Below are 17,882 nucleotides of genomic sequence, written 5' to 3' on the forward strand. Positions count from 1 at the left end.
TCTGCGTGGACCCAATGTTACGGGGAAATCACTCTCCGAGGTCGTAGATCCGGACCTTGCCGACGCTGTGTCGTCGTACGGCGAGCTGGTCGAGCGCCGGCGCCACGGGTCCGTTGCGTGTGTCGGCGTACAGCCAGCGAACGCCGTACTCGTCGCGCAGCCTTCGCAGCACCTCGGCTGTCGGTGCGGTGAGGGCCTGGTTGGTGAGGGCGACGCGGTCCGGCCACGGCGACGGCTGCTCGGTGTAGCGGCGGCCGCCATTGCCTTGCTTGGCCATCGCCTGGTTCGTGTACGCCCAGCCCTCGAGCAGCGTGCGGCGTCCGGCGATCCCACTGACCAGGTACCCACGGGCGTCGCATCCTGGCGCGGGCGGGCCTGCCGGACGGCACCAGGTGTTCGTCGCCACCACATCGGTCGGCGCGGAGTGCTCCCCGAGCCAGAGCGCGGCCTCGGCCTCGTCCCGGTACACCCACCACCGCGCGGCCCGGTACGTCGGCGCCTTCTCGGTGTCACCACGTATGGCGCTCTGCAGGAAGGAGCTGATTGGCGCAGTCGAGAGCAGCACCAGTACGACGAACATGCCGCCACCGGCTTGCCGCAACGTCAGACGCCACACGAGCATGAGGAAGAGCGTGATGCCGAGGACCACGAGCAACATCCGGGTGCTCAACCACAGCTGCCGACCGGTCGAGGCTGCCGGCACACCACGAGCCCAGACGATCAGAGCGGCGTACCCGATCGAGAGGACGAAGGCAGCGATTGCGATGGGGACCGAGCGACCTGAGGCGCGCGCACTGGTTGCTGCGAACCAGCCGGCTCCGGCCAGGCTGAACGGTGCCGCGGTGTAGATGAAGTACGACTCGCTCACCGACGGGTGGTCGATCAGCAGGTAGCCCGCCCACCCCGCGATCATGGCTCCGAGCAGGAACCACGCGACCGGGTCCTTCCGCCCGACGACGCCGAATCCGGCCCAGGACATCGCTTGCAGAGTCAGCAGCAGTCCGAGCAGGAGGCTGAGCGTCCCGATCACCTCGCCGTGCGCCAGCGCCGGCAGGATCAACCCACCGTCCCCCGGCTGCGTCTTGTCGCCAGTGGCCGCGGTATAGACGGGCAGCGACTTCAGTACGGCGAGGAACTGCAGCCGCGACCCGCTGGTACTGCCGGCCACGGTCAGGAAGGTGATCGCCCCGACGACGAGCAGCACCGCCGTCGTACCGACCAGGAGCCACGGCACCCGCCGTGTCGTCACGAGTAGGTACAACGCCGCAAGCCCCATCGCTCCCACGAGTAACGGCAGCACGGTCGGCTTGGCCCCACCCCCAACCCCCGCCACGACCACCGCCACGACCCCGCCCCACAACTCCTTACGTCCAAAGGAGTTTGTTCTTCGGAAGAGGAGGTCGATCAGGAGCGTGGCCACGGTGACGGCGGCGACCATGCCGAACGTCTGCGACGGGCTGAGCAGGCTCACTGGTGGTGCGAGGTTGACGCTCGTGTCGACGAGCAGGAACAGCTGTGGTGCAGCTAGCGCGAGTGCTGCGAGTACGCCGGTCCACCAGGTGCGGCTGACGACGCGGGCGAGTGTCGCGCAGACGAGCAGTGAAACGACCAGCCACGGCAGGACCCAGAGGCGGAACAGCACGACCATCGGAGTGAGTCGCGTGACGTCGACTGCCGCGGCCATGTCGGCGTTCGCAAACCAGTGGTATTCGAGCCGCTCGTTGACGACCTGCGGGATCTCGGGCGGCACGGTGCGGGTCAGTTCCTGCACCATCGACAGGTGGTACAGGAGATCGGGGTAGTACGCCTCGCCGTACGGCGGCATCGGGTGGTACGCCATCACGCCGAAGGTGGCTGCGCCGACCATCACCGCCGCAGATACGGCCAACCCGACCGTCCACGCGACCGGTAGCGGTCTGGGCTCGGCGATCCGGAAGTGCTGCCGCCCGACGAGAGCGAAACCGATCAGGACGAGCGCCGGCCACACGATCAACCACTGCTGCCAACCGAGCGCGGTGAAGATCGCCCAGCCGATCAACTGCCACGTCGCGCCGACAACCGACCCGAGCCCAAGATCCTCAGCCCAGTTGCCGGTACTGCGCCACGCGGCCCGCAGCAGCAGTGTGCCGGGCAGCGCGATCGCTCCGGCGAAGTAGGCGGCGTACTTGACGAGCGGACCGATCCCCACGTCGCCGAGCGATATGAACCCACCGACCGCCACCAGGATCGGCAGCAGCCACGGGGCAGCCCGCTTCATCTCTTGGACTGCGAGCTCTCGTGAACGGGGTCCTTGTGCCCGTGGTCCGTGAGGCTGTCGTAGCCGACGAGGAACTGCGGTCTGCGCTGGCTCGACTGGAACAGGCGGGCGACGTACTCGCCCAGCAGGCCGAGACACAACAGCTGGATCGCGCCGATCACGCTGACCGCGAGGACCGTCGACGTCCAGCCGGGGATGCTCCGCCCGGTCAGCTTGATCACCAGTGCGCCGACCACGAACAACCCGGACATCGCGCCGCCGAGCAACCCCAGCCAGGTCGCCAGCCGCAGCGGGGCGGCCGAGAACGCGGTCACGCTGTCGAACGCGAGCCGGACCATCTTGGAGACGCTGTACTTCGTCGTACCGGCAGCCCGCTCCGCCCGGACGTACTTGACCTCGGCGCTCGGGAAGCCGAGCCACGGGATCACCAGACGGAAGACCCGGCCGTCGTCGGGGAGCGCGTTCACCGCGTCCACCACCCGGCGGGTCACCAGCCGGAAGTCGGCCGCGTCGAACGGGATGTCCTTGCCGACCAGGCGGCACATCAACCGGTAGTACAGCCGCGCCGACGTACGTTTCGCCCAGGAATCGCTCGAGCGGTCGGAGCGTACGCCGTACACGACATCGACGTCCTGCTCACGGACGGCCCGCAGGAACTCCGCGATCACCTCGGGCGGATCCTGGAGGTCGGCGTCGATCGTGACGACGTACTGCCCGCGGGCGCGGCGGAAGCCGGCCGACTGGGCAGCCTGGTGACCGCTGTTGCGGAGCAGGCGGACGACCCGGAGCTGCGGCCAGTCCTTGGCGGCGTCGAGGAGCAGCGCCGCTGTCCGGTCCCGGCTGCCGTCGTCGACGACCAGCAGCTCGTAGCTGATCCCCAGGCCGTCGAGCAGTGGATGCATCCGCTCGAAGAAGATCGGCAGCACCTCTTCCTCGTCGTACATCGGTACGACGACGGAGAGCTCGGGGTGGTTGTCCCGCATCGGCTGCCTTTCGGATCTTGGTGGCCTGACCTTACTAGCGGTGTCAGGGGGAGATGGCCACGGCACCGGTTCGGCGCGGGTCGCCGACCGCGAGCAGGCCGTCGGCCGGGTCCCAGAGCGCGGCCGCGACGCCACCGAAGTACATCGAGTGCGGCGGCATCGGGCGGGTCGGCAACGCGGTTGAGCCGGAAACCGGCAGATCGTCCTCGTAGTCGACGACCACGTCCTCGCGCACGCGGACGTGCAGCCGCGGGTACTCGACGGCGTCGCGGAGCCGCAGACCGCCGTGGGTGTAGAGCGCGTACACCTGGGCGAGCGCAGTCGGGATCCGGTCCGAGCCGGGTGAGCTGATCGCGAGTACGGCGCCGTCGCTGTCGCGGCGGGCCACGCTCGGGGCCATGTTCGAGGTGAGCCGGGTGCCGGGCGCGAGGCTGTGCGGGCCGCCGTGCAGGAGCTCCTGCTCGCCGAGCGCGTTGTTCAGCCAGATCCCGGTGCCAGGCGTGAGTACGCCGGCCCCGTAGCCGGACGAGACCGTGATCGCGCACGCGTCACCCTCGTCGTCGACGACCGAGACGGTCGCCGTACTAGGTGAGGTCAACGCGCGAAGGTCGCCGGCCGCCGCGAGGTCGAGCACCTTCTGCCCTTCCAGCTTGCGCACGTCCTCCTCGTCGAGCTCGGCGAGCCGCTGCCCGAGTACGGCGTACTGGACGTCGATCAACCGCTCCAGCTCGGACTGCCGCCAGCCGCCGTCGGACGGTACGCCGTCGAGCAGCGCGAGCATCGCAGCGACGGCCACTCCCCCGACCGCGGGCGGTGGGTTGGTGGCGAGGCGCCAGCCGTTCTGGTTGACGACGAGGGCCGGGCGTACGACGGCCTCGTACGCGGCGAGGTCCGCGGCGGTGAGGATGCCTTCGTTCGCGGACATGTCGTGGATCAGGAGCTCGGCGAGCTGGCCCGTGTACATCGTCTCGGCGCCGTCGCGGGCGATCAGTTCGAGCGCCTCGGCGAGCTCCGGGATCACGACCGTACTGCCGGCCTTGATCACCGCGCCGTCCTCGTCGTGCACGACAGCATGGCTCGGCTGGTGCCAGCCGAAGATGATCTCGTGGGTGTAGCCGAGGTAGTAGCCCGAGGTCCGGCTCAGCGGGAACCCGTTGCGGGCGACGTCGATCGCGGGCTGCACGACCTCGCTCCAGGGTGCCTTGCCGGAGCGGCGGTGGGCGAGGTCGAGGGCCTTCATCCCGCCGGGCGTGGCGACGGAGCCGTGGCCGACCGTGGTCGTCGTACCGCCGCCGTAGTCGGTGGTGATGTCCCAGACGCCGCGCCCGAACCGGTCCGTCGGCAGCCCGCGCCCGGGCATCTCCACCCAGCCGTCGATGGTGACCGCGTCACCACCCGCGACCTGCAACGTGACAAACCCACCCGAGGCCGGCGACACCACTCCGATCTCGTTCACCATCGTGACGAGCGTGGCGGCAATCGCCGCGTCCACCGCGTTCCCGCCCTCCGCGGCAACGCGCACACCAGCCTCGGCCGCGGCGGCGTTCGGCGCGGCGACCGCCACCCGTGGATGACTGCTGCTCATCGCGGGCACCAACCCGACCCCGCTGAGCGCGCCGCGGCGCCCCGGCTCATGGTTTTCAGCCGACCCGTTGGACGGCGCCGAAGCGGTCGACGGTGACCTGGACCGCGGCCTGGCGGGCGTCGGCGACCTCGTTCTCCTTCAGCGTCCGGTCCGGCGCCCGGAACCGCAGCGCGAACGCGAGCGACTTCTTCCCCTCGCCGATCTGCTCACCCGTGTACACGTCGAACAGCCGGACCGACTCCAGCAGTTCACCAGCGCCCTCGGCCAGCGCCGCCTGGACGTCGGCCGCCGCGACCTCGGCCGGGACGATCAACGCCACGTCCTCCTTGGCCACCGGGTACGACGAGAACGGCTGCGCCGTGATCGACTCCGGACCCGCCGCGATCAACGCGTCGAGATCCAGCTCGACCGCACTCGACCGAGCCGGAAGACCGAACGCCTGGCACACCTTCGGGTGCAGCTCACCCGCATGACCGACCACGATGCCGTCTGGGCCTCCGACCGAGAACTCCGCACACCGCCCCGGATGCCACGGCGCAAGCTCCACGTTCTTCACGACCGGCTGGACCCCGACGGCCGACGCGATCAGCCGCGCGATCTGCACCGCGTCGGCCCACCCGGCCGGGCGGCCCTTGCCCCACCATCCGGTCGGCGCCAGCGCACCGGTCAGCACCACCCCGACGTGCAACGGCTGGTCCGGGAGTGCGTCGTACAGCGACTGGACCTCGGCGTCGCTCGGACGGTGTGCGACCGACGGAAGCGGTGCGGGCTTCGTCTCCGCCTTCGGCAGGAACACCAGGCCGGTCTGGAAGATCGCCAGGTCGTTCGCGCCTCGACCGACGTTGCGCTCGGCGGTCCGGAGCAGGGTCGCGAGCAGCGTGGTCTGCATCGACGGCTCTTCGTCGGAGATCGGGTTGACGAGCTTGACCGTCGTACGGCGTGGGTCGTCGGCCGGGAGGCCCATCGCGTCGAAGTCGGCGGCACCCGTGAACGGGTACGACACCACCTCGGTCAGCCCCGCCCCGACGAGCGCGGTCGCCACCCGGCGACGCCGGCGCTGCGAAACGGTCAGGCCCTGCCCACCCGGCGCAGCCGGCAAGACCGACGGCACGTTGTCGAAGCCGAACAACCGGATGACTTCTTCGGCGAAGTCGTTGGGATCCCGCAGATCCGGCCGCCACGACGGCGGAGTCACCGTCAGCAGATCGTCACCCTCCACGTGGGTGGACCCGACAGTGGTGGCGCCGACCTCGGCCAACACTGGAGCGTGCGCACCCGCGGCCAACGGAGCGGCGACCGCATCCGCCGCGGCAGCTTCGACCGTGCAGCCCACCGAAGCCAGGTGCCGAACCGTCTCGTCGAGCGTGATCACAGCACCCGCGACGCGGGCCGCGTGATCGGCGCGGATCGTGACCGGCGTCAGCTCCGGGTGGGTGTCGACGACGGTCTCGTCCACGAGGATCGTGCCGCCCGCGTACTCGGCCAGCAGGTCCGCGACGCGCTGGGCGGCGTACCGCGGCAGGTTCGGGTCGACCTCGCGCTCGAACCGGCGCGACGCCTCCGACGAGAGCTTGTGCCGGCGCGACGCCCGCGCGATGACGATCGGGTCGAAGTGCGCGGCCTCGATCACCACGTCCGTGGTGGCGTCGGAGATCTCCGTCGACGCCCCGCCCATCACACCGGCGACGCCGATCGGACCGGAGTCGTCGGTGATCAGCAGGTCCTCGGCGTCCAGTTCACGCGTCTGGTCGTCCAGCGTCATCAGCTTCTCGCCGGCGTTCGCCCGCCGTACGACGATCTCCCCCGACAGGCTCGCCTTGTCGTAGGTGTGGATCGGCTGACCGAGCTCGAGCATCACGTAGTTCGCGACGTCGACCCCGATCGAGATCGGCCGCATCCCGGCCGCGAGCAGCCGCTTCTGCATCCACCGCGGCGACAACGCCGTCGCGTCGATCCCGGTGACGGTCCGCGTCACGAACACACTGCATGCCTTGGCGTCGTCGACCCGCACCGGGTAGCCGTTCTCCCCGGAGCCGGTGAGCGTCAGGTCGGCCGGATCCTTCAGCGATACGCCGTACGCCGTCGCCGCCTCACGCGCGACACCACGGATCGACAGGCAGTACCCACGATCCGGCGTCACCGCGATGTCGAGTACGTCGTCCCGCAGCGCGAGCAACTCGATCGCGTCGTCGCCCGGCGTGGCCTCGCCCGGCTCCAGCACGACGATGCCGTGCGTGCCGTCGTCACCGAGACCGAGCTCGGCGCTCGAGCAGATCATGCCGTTCGACACGTGCCCGTAGGTCTTCCGCGCCGAGATCGCGAACCCGCCCGGCAGCACCGCACCGGGCAGCACGACGACCACGAGATCACCGACCTCGAAGTTGTCCGCTCCGCAGACGACCCACTGCGGCTCGTCCTTGCCGATGTCCAGCGAGCACCAGCGGATCGTCTTGCCGTTCTTCTGCGGCTCGTTCTCGTACGTGAGCACCTTGCCGACCACGAGTGGGCCGGTCAGGTCGGACTCCTCGACGGTCTCCACCTCGAGGCCGGCCCGGATCAGCTGCTCCGCGACGTCGCGGCCGGTGACCCCGCCCGGCAGGTCGACGTACTCACGAAGCCATGACAGTGGGACCCGCATCAGATCTCCATCCCGAACTGGCGGCTGAACCGCACGTCACCCTCGACCATGTCCCGCATGTCCTCGACGCCGTTGCGGAACATCAGCGTCCGCTCCAGGCCCATGCCGAACGCGAACCCGGAGTACCGGTCGGTGTCGATGCCGTTGGCCTGCAGGACCCGCGGGTTCACGACACCGCAGCCGCCCCACTCGATCCAGCCCTCACTGCCACAGGTCCGGCACGGCCGGTCCGGATTGCCGACGGACGCGCCGCGGCAGACGAAACACTTCAGGTCCACCTCGGCCGACGGCTCGGTGAACGGGAAGAAGTTCGGCCGCAGCCGCGCCTCCAGACCTTCACCGAACATCGACACGACGAAGTGGTCGAGCGTGCCCTTCAGGTGCGCGAGCGTGATGCCTTCGTCCACCACCAGGCCCTCGACCTGGTAGAAGACCGGCGTGTGCGTCGCGTCCAGCTCGTCGGTGCGGAACACGCGACCCGGGCAGATCACGTAGATCGGCGGCTTGCGGGTCAGCATCGACCGCGCCTGCACCGGCGACGTGTGCGTCCGCAGTACCTTGCCGGAGCCGGCCGGCTCGACGAAGAAGGTGTCCTGCATCTGCCGCGCCGGGTGGTCGGGCTGGAAGTTGAGGGCGTCGAAGTTCAGCCACTCGGCCTCGACCTCGGGGCCCTCCGCGACATCCCAGCCGAGCGCGGTGAACACGTCCGCGACCTGCTCGGAGATCAGCGACAGCGGGTGCCGCGCACCGAGCTGCGGGGTGTGCCACGGCAGCGTCACGTCGACCCGCTCGGTGGCCAGCATCCGCTCCTCGTGCTCGGCCTCGAGCACCGCGAGCCGGGACGCGAACCCCTCGTTGATCGCCTTCCGCGCCGCGCCGATCCGCTGACCGGCCTCCTTGCGGGCCTGCGGCGGCAGCGCGCCGATCTCCCGGTTGGCGAGCACGATCGGCGACTTGTCGCCCAGGTGCACGGTCTTGGCCTCCTGCAAGGCGGCCAGATCGGCCGCCTCGGTAAACGCCGTCAGCGCCTCGTCGCGGGTCCGCTCCACCTCTTCGGCATGCAGCGGCGTCACTTCGACCGGGTCGTAATCAGTGTTGGGACCGGACATGGCTCGCTCTCGGGTTGATACGTCTGCGGATTGCAGTCTAAGAACCCAACCCCCAAGACCGTGAATCGCCCGTCCACAACCGCTCCTTCCGAGGGCCTGGGGAGGGTTTTGCGCCCGGACCGGCACGAAAGCCTCCCCAACCCGGCTATCTGGCGAGCGAGCAGGTGGGTGAGCAAGGGCAGGGGGTGCCGGGCCAGCCGCGGAACTGGAGGGCGGCGGCCACCTGGGATGCCGCGAGGCACGGTTCGCTGACCAACTGGTAGCCGAATCGCAGCGTCAGCTTGCCGCTCGTCGCGGCTGCGTTGTCCCTGGTCATGTCCCGCCAGCGACTGGCCGAGTCCAGATGACCCGCTTGACCGTCCAGCTCGACAATCACGTCGTACGGCGGGTACTCGGAGTCCCGGTAGACGACGACACCCTCATCGACGGCGCGAACCTGACGTCGCGCCCGCGGCAACCCATGGGCGCGCTCGACGCGTCGAAGGTACGCCTGCTCGAGAAACGACTGAACGCCTTCGTCTGCCTCAGCCAGGATCCGCTGGAGGATCCTGCGACCCGGCAACTCCGGGAGCGAGTCCAGCTCCGCCAGTAACCGGGACGGCGTCGTACGGCGCTGCCGGCACGCATCGAACAGTACGGCGGCCCGCCGCGAAACATCCTCGCCCGCGGCGGCGGTGATCAGCAGCGCGACCTCCAATCGCACCGTCGGCGGTTCGCGAGACGCCTGTACGAGCGAGGACAGGTTGCGGTGACGCGTGACAATGACCCCGGACTTCGGATCGACACGGCGCGAGTGCGGTAGCGCGACATGGATCCTTTCGTCCCGCCAGTTCCCGGCAACGCCGTACCTGCGGAGCGCAGTCGGACCCGTCAACGCCGCCTCCGGGCCACACGCCAGCCAAGCCGCCCACATTCTGGTCTCCCACGGCAGCGGCCCGGTGAAGTCGACGTACACACCTCTGTGGACCCGCTGCAGCTGCCGGGCCCGGCGCCGCCCGAGCAACACCTTGTCGGTGATTCCATGTGCCACTGCCTGAGCGCGACTGAACGCACCTGCCTGCCAACCACGCAACTCCGCGAACGAACCTCGATCTTCGCTTCTCTCCTCCACGCCCAAGAACATGCACGCGTCCCACTGCCCTCCACACCGCCGCTTCCTAGCCTGTGGACAGCGGACTTGGGGAGGGTTCCTTCCCGATTCGGCACGAAGGTCTCCCCAAGCCGAGGGTTAGCCCAGGCGGTGCCTGGCGCGGATTGCTCCGGCCAGGACGCCGGCCCCCGCTAGAAGCGCGCCTACGCCGATGGGGATGAAGAAGGTCGGGTAGTCGACGACCGCAGCCGGATCGACCCATGGCTCGTGGCCCGGCTTGGGCTCCGCGAGGATCAGGCACACCGCCCCGGCAACGTCGTACGCGGTCGCCAGGACAATTGCCAGGATCGCGAGACCTCGCGCCCACTTCAGCACGAACCGGTTCCCGCGGGACCGGCCGAACAGCATCGTGCCGAGGGCGAGCGGGAGCAGGATGAACAACGCCATCAGGACCAGGTTCGCGATCCCCTGATCAGACACAGGCCCTCCAGCGGAACGCGCCGGCCGCAGTCGTCGCGTGGGAACGGGTCGGCCACCGTCGCGTCATACCTGCATGCTGTCAGCGCACGGTGTCAGTGCACTGCGTCGTCAACCGCTGGAGCTGCCTCCTGCGCCTTCTTCTCGCCCTTCGGGAGGACCGCCAGCGCGACCACTGCCCCGGCCACGGCGCCGATCGCGCCGACCGTCATCGAGATCGACATGGCGTCGACGAAGGCGTGCTTGGCCGCGCCGAAGAAGTCCGGGCCGAGCGCGATGGTGTCGGCGATCGACTTACGGGCCGCCTCCGGTACGGAGTCCGGCAGGGCCGATGAGTAGGCCGCGGCCAGCACACTGCCCAATACGGCGACCGACAGCGCGGCACCCGTCTGCTGCACGGTGTCGTTCATCGCCGAGCCGACACCGCGGTGCTCCGGCGGAACGGCCTGCATCAACAGCGTGTACGCCGCCGGACCGGCCAGGCCACCGCCGATCCCCATCACCAACAGGCCGATGATCAACAGCCCGTACCCGCTCGTGTCGGACACCTGGGTCAGGATGCCGAAGCTGCCCGCGATGATCAGCAGACCGATCGAGATCAGCGTCCGGTCCGCGATCTTCTTCCCGAGCGTCGCCCCGAGGCCGTTGAACAGCGCCGCGGACAGCGCATACGGGATCAGCGCCAGCCCGGCCTTCAACGGTGTGTACCCAAGCGCGAACTGCAGGTACTGCGTCAACGCCAGCAGCAACCCACCCGCGGTGAACGACAGCAGCACAATCGAGAAGCTCGTACCGCTGAACCGCCGGTCCTTGAACAACGCGAGCGGCACCATCGGATGCGCACTGCGCTTCTCCCACAACGCGAACGCGGTCAACGCGACCACACCGACCGCGAGCGCGCCGAGCACCCGTGCCGAGCCCCAGCCGTGCAGTGGGATCGAGACGATCGCCCAGACGATCGACGCCATACCGACGATCGTCAGGACGGCGCCCGCCGGGTCGACGTCGCGCGCCGGGCCCTTCGACTCCGGGATCAGCGCCAGCGTGCCGATGATCGCCAGGATCGCGATCGGCACGTTCAGCCAGAAGATGGAGCCCCACCAGAAGTGGTTCAGCAGTACGCCGCCGACCGTCGGGCCGGCCACCACGCCGACCATCGCGACCATCGACCAGCCCGCCATCGCCTTGCGCTGCTCCTCCGGCGGGAACACCGTGAACAGCAGCGACAGCGTGCTCGGCATCAGCAGCGAGCCGCCGACCCCCATCAGGCCGCGGCACGCGATCAGCTGCCACGGGTTCTCGGCCAGGGTCGCCAGCAGCGACGCCAGGCCGAACACCACCAGCCCGAGCAACAGCATCTTCCGGCGGCCGAACCGGTCCGAGAGGCTTCCGGCGGTCAGCAGCAGCCCCGCGAACGCCAGGATGTAGGCGTCGATCACCCACTGGATGTCCGCGGGCGTCGCGCCCAGATCGCGCATCAGCGACGGGATGGCCAGGTTGAGGACGGTGTTGTCGACCACCAGCACCATCAGGCTCAGACACAGGATCAACAGGATCCACCAGCGCCGGGGGTGGCCCTCGGTGGTGGCTTCAGACTCGAACGGTGTACTAGTCACTCGCACACTGTACGACGATCTCGTACAGTGTGCGAGTCCTGAGTAGGATGGACGCATGAAGGACTGGATCTGGACCCGGGAACGCAAGGCGGCGCCCGCGCGGGAGACGCTCAGCCGGGAGCAGATCGTGGCCGCGGCCATGACGATCCTCGACACCGAGGGCATCAGCGGGCTGAGCATGCGGAAGCTGGGCACCAAACTCGGCTCCGGCGCGACCAGCCTCTACTGGTACGTCGACACCAAGGACGACCTGATCGACCTGCTGATCGACGAGGTCTGGGGCGAGATCGACGTACCCGAGCCGGAGCTCGCCGGGTGGCGGGCCGGTGCGCTGCTGTTCGGGCACAGCCTCCGATCCGCCGTACTGCGGCATCCCTGGCTGCCCGAGGTGATGTACACCCGCCCGAGCATCGGCCCGAACGCGATGTCGATGGGCTCCCGCGGCCTGGTCCTGTTCGGAGCCGCCGGCTTCTCCGAGCACGAGATCGACCTCGCGATGGGCAGCGTGATGTCGTACGTCCTCGGCACGGTCAGCGCCGAGGTCGCCACCCGTGAGATGGTCCGCAAGTCCGGCCGCTCCGAGGAGAACTGGGTCTCCGACATGCTCGAACAGGCCCAGGCTGTGGCCGGCGACTACCCGGAGATGCAGAAGTCGGTACGCCGCCGTACCTCGCTCGACCTCGACGCCGGCCTCACCGAGAACTTCGTCTTCGGCCTCGACGCCCTCCTCGACGGCCTCCAGGCCCGCGTCAAGAAATAGCCGCTCCGCCGGTGCAGCGGCCACCCGATCGTGCGGTCAACCCACGAGATGTCGCTGCGACCGGGGCCGGGTGTCAGCGGGGAGGTCGTGGTGCCAGGTGGATCGGGTTGGTCCAGGCTCGGGCGCCGGATGCGTCTTCGGTGGTTATGCGGCAGTGGGTGTTGCGGAACAGGTGCAGGGGGAAGGTGCACTCGGTGAGGTTGGTGCCTTGGATTACCTCGGCGCCGGGGTGGCCGCCGGTCAGGAGGATCTTGGTGGCTGGCGAGCAGCGGACCGTGATCTCGTCGCCTTCGATGCGTACGTCGTACAGCTCGGGGCCGGTGCTGGAGTAGAAGTGGCCGGCCTTCAACGCGGTCAGGAGGGCGTCCGGGGCGAGGGTTTCGGCGCGGACGTGGATCCAGGCCTGGCAGGGTGGCGGGTCCTGCGGTTGCAGGTGGGCGTCATCGGCGGCGTACGTCGTCAGTCGGTGACCGCGGTTCAGGAGGACATCGGTGAGGTGCCAACTGTCGCCGCGGTTCTCACGGTCGGACAGTGCGTTGTAGACCTCGACCGCGTGGGCCGCGTCCAGGCTCTCGGCGTCGACGGCCGTCAGCAGCGACGCGGACGGATGCGCCATCCCGATCCACGCGCCCGCGGCCCGCGCGCGACGCGCCAGCTCAGGGCCGGTTTCCGTCTCGTCCGGTGCCGCGAAGTCCAGCGGCAGTCCGACCGCCACGATGTGCCACGCCTGGCCGGCCTCGGTTCGCGGCGCGTGCAGCTCGGCGCCGATCAGCGTGGTGAACCCGTCCGTGCGCAGCTCCCGCGTGTCCGCCATCGGGAATCCGTACTCCGCGCGGAAGTGATCGGTGATCGCCACGAAGTCGTAGCCGGCATCCCGGTAGACCTGCGCGGTCTCGGCCGGCGACAACGCCCCGTCGGACAGGTTCGAGTGCGTGTGCAGGTTCCCGCGCCAGAAGCGCCCCGGCAGATCGAAGATCACCGGCGCTGCGCCCGGGCCGAGGCATACAGGCAGATCGCGGCGGCGGTGGCCAGGTTGAGGGACTCGGCGCGGCCGTAGATCGGGACCTTCACCGAGTGGTCGACGAGGGCATTGATGCCGTCCGGCAAGCCGTGGGCCTCGTTGCCGAACAGCCACACGGTCGGCTTCGCGAGGGTTCCGTCCTCGATGCAGGTGTCCAGGTCGGTCGCGCCGTACCCGTCGGCGGCGAGCACCTGCAGGCCGTGCTCACGCCAGGTCTGCACCGCCGCGACGATGTCGACGTCCGTGCTGATCGGCACGTGGAAGATGCTACCGACGCTGGCGCGGACCGCCTTCGGGTTGTGCGGGTCGACGGACTCCGACGTCAGTACGACGGCATCGGCCCCGGCGGCGTCCGCCGTACGGATCAAGGTGCCGACGTTGCCGGGGTCGCGGACCTGGACGCCGGCGGCGACCAGCCTGAACGAGCTGTCCGGCAGCGGAACGGTCACCAGCGAGCAGACCGCGACGACCCCTTGGGATGTGACGGTCTCGCTCAAGCTTTCGACGGCAGCGCGATCGACCTCGAACCACGGGACGCCGGCCGCCACGGCGAGGTCGTAGAGGTCACGATGCCGGGTCGCCAGCGCGGGTTCGGCGTACACCTCGACGACGAGCTCGCGATGTTCGAGAGCCTCCCGGACGGCCTGCGGGCCTTCAACCAGGAACCGACCGGTCTTGCGCCGGAACGCACGAGTGGCGAGCCGCCGGGCCTGTTTGATCCGCGCGGATTGCGCGGTCAGCAGACCGGGACTCGCCACTTCGGGTGTGCTACTCGCGGGGTGGAGCTCAGGCCGCGTCGGTCTTCGGCGCGTTCACGTCGGCCGGCAGGGCGGCCTTGGCCACCTGCACGAGCGCGGAGAACGCGGCCGGGTCGTTGACGGCGAGGTCGGCGAGGATCTTGCGGTCCACCTCGACCTCGGCCAGGCGCAGACCCTGGATGAAGCGGTTGTAGGTCAGGTCCTCGGCGCGGACCGCGGCGTTGATGCGCTGGATCCACAGCTTCCGGAAGTCGCCCTTGCGCGCCTTGCGGTCACGGTAGGCGTAGACGAGCGAGTGGGTGACCTGCTCCTTCGCCTTGCGGTACAGCCGCGAGCGCTGGCCGCGGTAACCGCTGGCCTGCTCGAGTACGACCCGGCGCTTCTTGTGGGCGTTGACTGCCCGCTTCACGCGTGCCATGAGGTGTTACTCCTTGTATTTCTGCGCCGGAGACAGGATTGCCCACGCGGCGGGGGATGTTCGGGAGGGGCGAGGCAGGGGCCTCAGATGCCGAGAAGCTTCTTGGCCTTCTTGACGTACGCCGGGGCGACCTCGACGGTGCCGGACAGGCGGCGCTTGCGCTTCGAGGACTTCGCCTCGGCGAGGTGGCGGACACCGGTCTGCTCACGACGGATCTTGCCCGACCCGGTGACCCGGACGCGCTTCTTCATCCCCGAGTGGGTCTTCATCTTCGGCATGGCTGTGTGCTCCTGGTTTTCTTCGTTGACTCGATCGTCGGTGTGACGGGCTCCGGCTGCCTCGGGCGGCCGGAGCGTTGCGTCACTCCGGGTCGAGGTTGTCGGCCGGACCCTTCGGCTTCTTGGTGACTCCGGCGGCGCGCTCGGCCTCGTGGGCCTGAACCTGCTCGGCACGCTGTGCGCGCTCGGCCTCTTCCTCGGCCTCGCGCTCGGCCTTGCGCTGCGCCTTCTCGGCTTCCACGTCCACGCGCGCTTCGGACTTCTTCTTGTGCGGTCCGAGCACCATGATCATGTTCCGGCCGTCCTGACGCGGCGACGACTCGACGAAGCCGAGCTCGGTCACGTCTTCGGCCAGCCGCTGCAGCAACCGGAAGCCGAGCTCCGGCCTGGACTGCTCACGACCGCGGAACATGATGGTGATCTTGACCTTGTCCCCGGCCTTCAGGAACCGCACTACGTGACCCTTCTTGGTCTCGTAGTCGTGCGGGTCGATCTTCGGCCGCAGCTTCATCTCTTTGATGATGGTGTTGGTCTGGTTCCGGCGGGACTCGCGCGCCTTCTGCGCGGTCTCGTACTTGTACTTGCCGAAATCCATCAACTTGCAGACCGGAGGCCGGGCGGTTGCGGCGACCTCGACCAGGTCGAGATCGGCTTCCTGGGCCAGCCGAAGTGCGTCCTCGATCCGAACGATGCCTACCTGCTCACCGTTCGGTCCGACCAGCCGCACCTCGGGAACGCGGATGCGCTCGTTGACGCGCAAATCAGTGGTGATGGGTCCTCCTGGGGTTGAACTCGTACTGGGTGCCACCTCGCGATCACCGCGAGCCCCGTGCAATCCGCTGGGAAAAACACGAAGGCCCTCGTGCGATCACACGAAGGCCCAATTCCCAGATGTACGACGGTCCAACCTTGCGGCCGGTACGCCGTACTGTCGTTGTGATCCTCCGGATGTCCTCCAGTGGCTCTCAACATGACCGGGACCCGCCGACTGTTCATCGACTGGGTGGGAGGTGGCCCTCCGCTTGGACTCGAACCACGGGCGGTCCTGAACTATTCCGCTCAGGGGTCACCAATGGACCGAGTCGGTCGCCATGCAAGAGTAGCAGCATGACCGACGCAGATGCCACCTCACAGCCCGACCCCCTCTCGACCGCGTCCCGCGACATCGCCGAGGTCCCCGCCGTGGAGATCATCTCCACCGCCGCACTGCACCTGATGAGCGCAGCCGCCGTCAACCTCGGTCTGGCCGCGGACCTCCCGGACCACAAGGACCTCGACGAGGCCCGCTCGCTGATCGACTCGCTGGCCGGCCTCCTGGACGCCGCCGCTCCCGCGCTCGGCCACCACCACGCGGCGCCGTTGAAGGACGGCCTCCGCTCCCTCCAACTCGCGTTCCGCGAAGCCAGCACCATTCAGGACGAGGCCGGCCAGGGCCCCGGCGAGAAGTACACCGGCGCGGTGTACCCGTCAGCCACTCAGAGGTCTTGACGGCGGGGTCTTGAGCTGGAGCGCGGTCCAGCTCCTAGCGTCGGGGAGATGGACTACAAGAATCTCGGAACGACAGGTCTGAAGGTCAGCGAGCTCTGCCTGGGCGCGATGATGTTCGGCGACCGGACGGACGAGCAGGACAGCCGGAAGATCCTGCAGAAGTTCACCGACGTCGGCGGGACGTTCATCGACACCGCCGACGTGTACGGCGCCGGCGCGTCCGAGGAAGTGCTCGGGCGGTGGCTGAAGACGCAGCAGCGCTCCGACTACGTCATCGCCACCAAGGTCTGGGGACGGGTCGGTCCGCGGCCGACGGACCAAGGACTGTCCCGCAAGCACATCCTCGACGCGATCGACGCGAGCCTGCGGCGCCTCGGCACCGACTATGTCGATCTCTACCAGCTCCATCTCTGGGACGACAGCGTGCCGCTCGCCGAATCGCTGTCAACGCTGGACGGCCTCGTGCGGGCCGGCAAGGTCCGCTACATCGGCGTCAGCAACTTCCGCGGCTGGCAGCTGCAGAAGGCGGTCGATCTATGCGCACAGAACGGCTGGGAGCCGCTCTCCAGCCTCCAGCCGCTCTACACGTTGCTGGACCGCTCGCCCGAGTGGGAGCTGCTGCCTGTCTGCAAGAACGAGGGCCTCGGCGTCATCACCTGGTCGCCGCTGCGTTCGGGCTGGCTGTCCGGCGCGTTCCGGCGCGGCATGACCGCACCGCCCGAGGACAGCAAGGTCTCCACGCCTGGCACCCACTCGTGGGACCGCTATGCCAATGAGCACACGTGGCACGTGATCGACGAGCTGACGGCGGTCGCGGCCGAGACCGGTCGCACGCTCCCCCAGGTCGCCGTCCGCTGGCTGATGCAGCGTCCCGGCGTAACCGCACCGATCATCGGTCCCCGGACGCCGGAGTACCTCGACGATCTCCTCGGCGCCGCGGAGTTCTCGCTCGCGCCGGAGCACCAGGAACGACTCGACGTCGCCAGCCGGCCCGCGTCGGTTCCCTATCCCTACTTCTTCGACTGATCTGCCGCGTCGCGGTAGTGAGCGATCTTGTCGTTCAGTACGTCGAGCGCGACGTTCATCTTCGCGATCTCACCGTGAAGGCGGGACCGGTGCTCCTCGAGCAGCTCGACCACACCGGTCGGGCCGCCCGAGCGGTCCCGCAGCCGGCCCATCAACCGCTGCAGATCGCTGATCCCCAGTCCGGCGTTGCGCAGGCACACCAGGAGCCCGACCCACGCCACGTCGTGGTCGCTGTAGACGCGGCGCCCCGCGGACGTCCGACGTACCGGACCGAACAGTCCGAGACGTTCGTAGTAGCGCAGGGTGTCCAAAGTCAGACCGGTGCGCTCGGAGGCCTCGGCCGGTGCGTACGTAGTCATGTGGTCCATCCTGCGACGT

17 protein-coding genes are annotated in these 17,882 nt (G+C 68.9%); 3 read left to right on the forward strand and 14 right to left on the reverse strand.

The window, feature by feature from the left end; translation table 11 throughout:
• Positions 1-28: 28 nt before the first annotated feature.
• The 8 genes from EV651_RS12600 to EV651_RS12635 all read right to left on the reverse strand — a co-directional run bounded on the left by EV651_RS12600 (position 29) and on the right by EV651_RS12635 (position 11,755).
• Positions 29-2,257, reverse strand: coding sequence for a hypothetical protein (locus tag EV651_RS12600; RefSeq protein WP_133785346.1), 2,229 nt, complete (start codon positions 2,255-2,257; stop codon positions 29-31).
• Positions 2,254-3,240: a glycosyltransferase family 2 protein gene (locus tag EV651_RS12605; RefSeq protein ID WP_133785347.1), complete on the reverse strand. Its 987-nt coding sequence runs from the start codon at positions 3,238-3,240 to the stop codon at positions 2,254-2,256. Before EV651_RS12605 ends, EV651_RS12600 begins: the two co-directional genes overlap by 4 nt.
• 43 nt (positions 3,241-3,283) lie before the next feature.
• Positions 3,284-4,825, reverse strand: coding sequence for a gamma-glutamyltransferase (locus tag EV651_RS12610; RefSeq protein WP_166658592.1), 1,542 nt, complete (start codon positions 4,823-4,825; stop codon positions 3,284-3,286).
• Between the two features lie 55 nt (positions 4,826-4,880).
• Complete coding sequence (gene pheT / locus EV651_RS12615) at positions 4,881-7,463, reverse strand: phenylalanine--tRNA ligase subunit beta (protein WP_133785348.1); 2,583 nt, start codon at positions 7,461-7,463, stop codon at positions 4,881-4,883.
• On the reverse strand, positions 7,463-8,572 hold the full coding sequence (gene pheS / locus EV651_RS12620; protein WP_133785349.1) for a phenylalanine--tRNA ligase subunit alpha: 1,110 nt from the start codon (positions 8,570-8,572) through the stop codon (positions 7,463-7,465). Before pheS ends, pheT begins: the two co-directional genes overlap by 1 nt.
• 145 nt (positions 8,573-8,717) lie before the next feature.
• Entirely contained in the window at positions 8,718-9,683 is a 966-nt protein-coding gene (locus tag EV651_RS12625; RefSeq protein WP_133785350.1) for a type IV toxin-antitoxin system AbiEi family antitoxin domain-containing protein, read from the reverse strand.
• 117 nt (positions 9,684-9,800) lie between these two features.
• Positions 9,801-10,142: a hypothetical protein gene (locus EV651_RS12630; protein ID WP_133785351.1), complete on the reverse strand. Its 342-nt coding sequence runs from the start codon at positions 10,140-10,142 to the stop codon at positions 9,801-9,803.
• A gap of 92 nt (positions 10,143-10,234) precedes the next feature.
• On the reverse strand, positions 10,235-11,755 hold the full coding sequence (locus EV651_RS12635; protein ID WP_238156847.1) for an MFS transporter: 1,521 nt from the start codon (positions 11,753-11,755) through the stop codon (positions 10,235-10,237).
• Positions 11,756-11,810: 55 nt separating this feature from the next.
• On the opposite strand from EV651_RS12635, the gene EV651_RS12640 reads away from it, so the two are divergent.
• The gene (locus tag EV651_RS12640) at positions 11,811-12,515 is read left to right on the forward strand and encodes a TetR/AcrR family transcriptional regulator (protein ID WP_133785353.1); all 705 of its coding nucleotides are present in this window, start codon (positions 11,811-11,813) and stop codon (positions 12,513-12,515) included.
• A 73-nt stretch (positions 12,516-12,588) separates the two neighbouring features.
• On the opposite strand, the gene EV651_RS12645 is transcribed toward EV651_RS12640, so the two are convergent.
• The 5 genes from EV651_RS12645 to infC all read right to left on the reverse strand — a co-directional run bounded on the left by EV651_RS12645 (position 12,589) and on the right by infC (position 15,750).
• Positions 12,589-13,494: a CehA/McbA family metallohydrolase gene (locus EV651_RS12645; RefSeq protein ID WP_166658593.1), complete on the reverse strand. Its 906-nt coding sequence runs from the start codon at positions 13,492-13,494 to the stop codon at positions 12,589-12,591.
• Positions 13,491-14,294, reverse strand: coding sequence for an RNA methyltransferase (locus EV651_RS12650; RefSeq protein ID WP_133785354.1), 804 nt, complete (start codon positions 14,292-14,294; stop codon positions 13,491-13,493). Before EV651_RS12650 ends, EV651_RS12645 begins: the two co-directional genes overlap by 4 nt.
• 28 nt (positions 14,295-14,322) lie before the next feature.
• Positions 14,323-14,712, reverse strand: coding sequence for a 50S ribosomal protein L20 (rplT, locus tag EV651_RS12655; protein WP_131296281.1), 390 nt, complete (start codon positions 14,710-14,712; stop codon positions 14,323-14,325).
• Positions 14,713-14,795: 83 nt separating this feature from the next.
• Positions 14,796-14,990, reverse strand: a complete 195-nt coding sequence (rpmI, locus tag EV651_RS12660; protein WP_130383713.1) for a 50S ribosomal protein L35 — start codon at positions 14,988-14,990, stop codon at positions 14,796-14,798.
• Positions 14,991-15,072: 82 nt separating this feature from the next.
• The gene (gene infC, locus EV651_RS12665; protein WP_238156848.1) at positions 15,073-15,750 is read right to left on the reverse strand and encodes a translation initiation factor IF-3; all 678 of its coding nucleotides are present in this window, start codon (positions 15,748-15,750) and stop codon (positions 15,073-15,075) included.
• Positions 15,751-16,097: 347 nt separating this feature from the next.
• Here infC and EV651_RS12670 point away from each other — a divergent pair, with 347 nt between their 5' ends.
• Positions 16,098-16,478: a DUF1844 domain-containing protein gene (locus EV651_RS12670; protein WP_133785356.1), complete on the forward strand. Its 381-nt coding sequence runs from the start codon at positions 16,098-16,100 to the stop codon at positions 16,476-16,478.
• A 48-nt stretch (positions 16,479-16,526) separates the two neighbouring features.
• The gene (locus EV651_RS12675) at positions 16,527-17,504 is read left to right on the forward strand and encodes an aldo/keto reductase (RefSeq protein WP_133785357.1); all 978 of its coding nucleotides are present in this window, start codon (positions 16,527-16,529) and stop codon (positions 17,502-17,504) included.
• Here the strand turns inward: EV651_RS12675 and EV651_RS12680 are convergent.
• Positions 17,489-17,863: a MerR family transcriptional regulator gene (locus EV651_RS12680; protein WP_133785358.1), complete on the reverse strand. Its 375-nt coding sequence runs from the start codon at positions 17,861-17,863 to the stop codon at positions 17,489-17,491. The two genes, EV651_RS12675 and EV651_RS12680, sit on opposite strands and share 16 nt — an antisense overlap.
• Between the last annotated feature and the right edge of the window lie 19 nt (positions 17,864-17,882).

This window comes from Kribbella sp. VKM Ac-2571, assembly GCF_004362255.1.
Taxonomy (GTDB): Bacteria; Actinomycetota; Actinomycetes; order Propionibacteriales; family Kribbellaceae; genus Kribbella; species Kribbella pratensis.

What these genes read in the sequence shown, in the direction of transcription:
- EV651_RS12670 (WP_133785356.1), top strand. Translation starts at nt 16,098, where the DNA reads ATGACCGACGCAGATGCCACCTCACAGCCCGACCCCCTCTCGACCGCG.
- EV651_RS12605 (WP_133785347.1), bottom strand. Translation starts at nt 3,240, where the DNA reads ATGCGGGACAACCACCCCGAGCTCTCCGTCGTCGTACCGATGTACGAC.
- rplT (WP_131296281.1), bottom strand. Translation starts at nt 14,712, where the DNA reads ATGGCACGCGTGAAGCGGGCAGTCAACGCCCACAAGAAGCGCCGGGTC.
- rpmI (WP_130383713.1), bottom strand. Translation starts at nt 14,990, where the DNA reads ATGCCGAAGATGAAGACCCACTCGGGGATGAAGAAGCGCGTCCGGGTC.
- EV651_RS12600 (WP_133785346.1), bottom strand. Translation starts at nt 2,257, where the DNA reads ATGAAGCGGGCTGCCCCGTGGCTGCTGCCGATCCTGGTGGCGGTCGGT.
- EV651_RS12640 (WP_133785353.1), top strand. Translation starts at nt 11,811, where the DNA reads ATGAAGGACTGGATCTGGACCCGGGAACGCAAGGCGGCGCCCGCGCGG.
- pheS (WP_133785349.1), bottom strand. Translation starts at nt 8,572, where the DNA reads ATGTCCGGTCCCAACACTGATTACGACCCGGTCGAAGTGACGCCGCTG.
- EV651_RS12680 (WP_133785358.1), bottom strand. Translation starts at nt 17,863, where the DNA reads ATGACTACGTACGCACCGGCCGAGGCCTCCGAGCGCACCGGTCTGACT.
- EV651_RS12675 (WP_133785357.1), top strand. Translation starts at nt 16,527, where the DNA reads ATGGACTACAAGAATCTCGGAACGACAGGTCTGAAGGTCAGCGAGCTC.
- pheT (WP_133785348.1), bottom strand. Translation starts at nt 7,463, where the DNA reads ATGCGGGTCCCACTGTCATGGCTTCGTGAGTACGTCGACCTGCCGGGC.
- EV651_RS12610 (WP_166658592.1), bottom strand. Translation starts at nt 4,825, where the DNA reads ATGAGCAGCAGTCATCCACGGGTGGCGGTCGCCGCGCCGAACGCCGCC.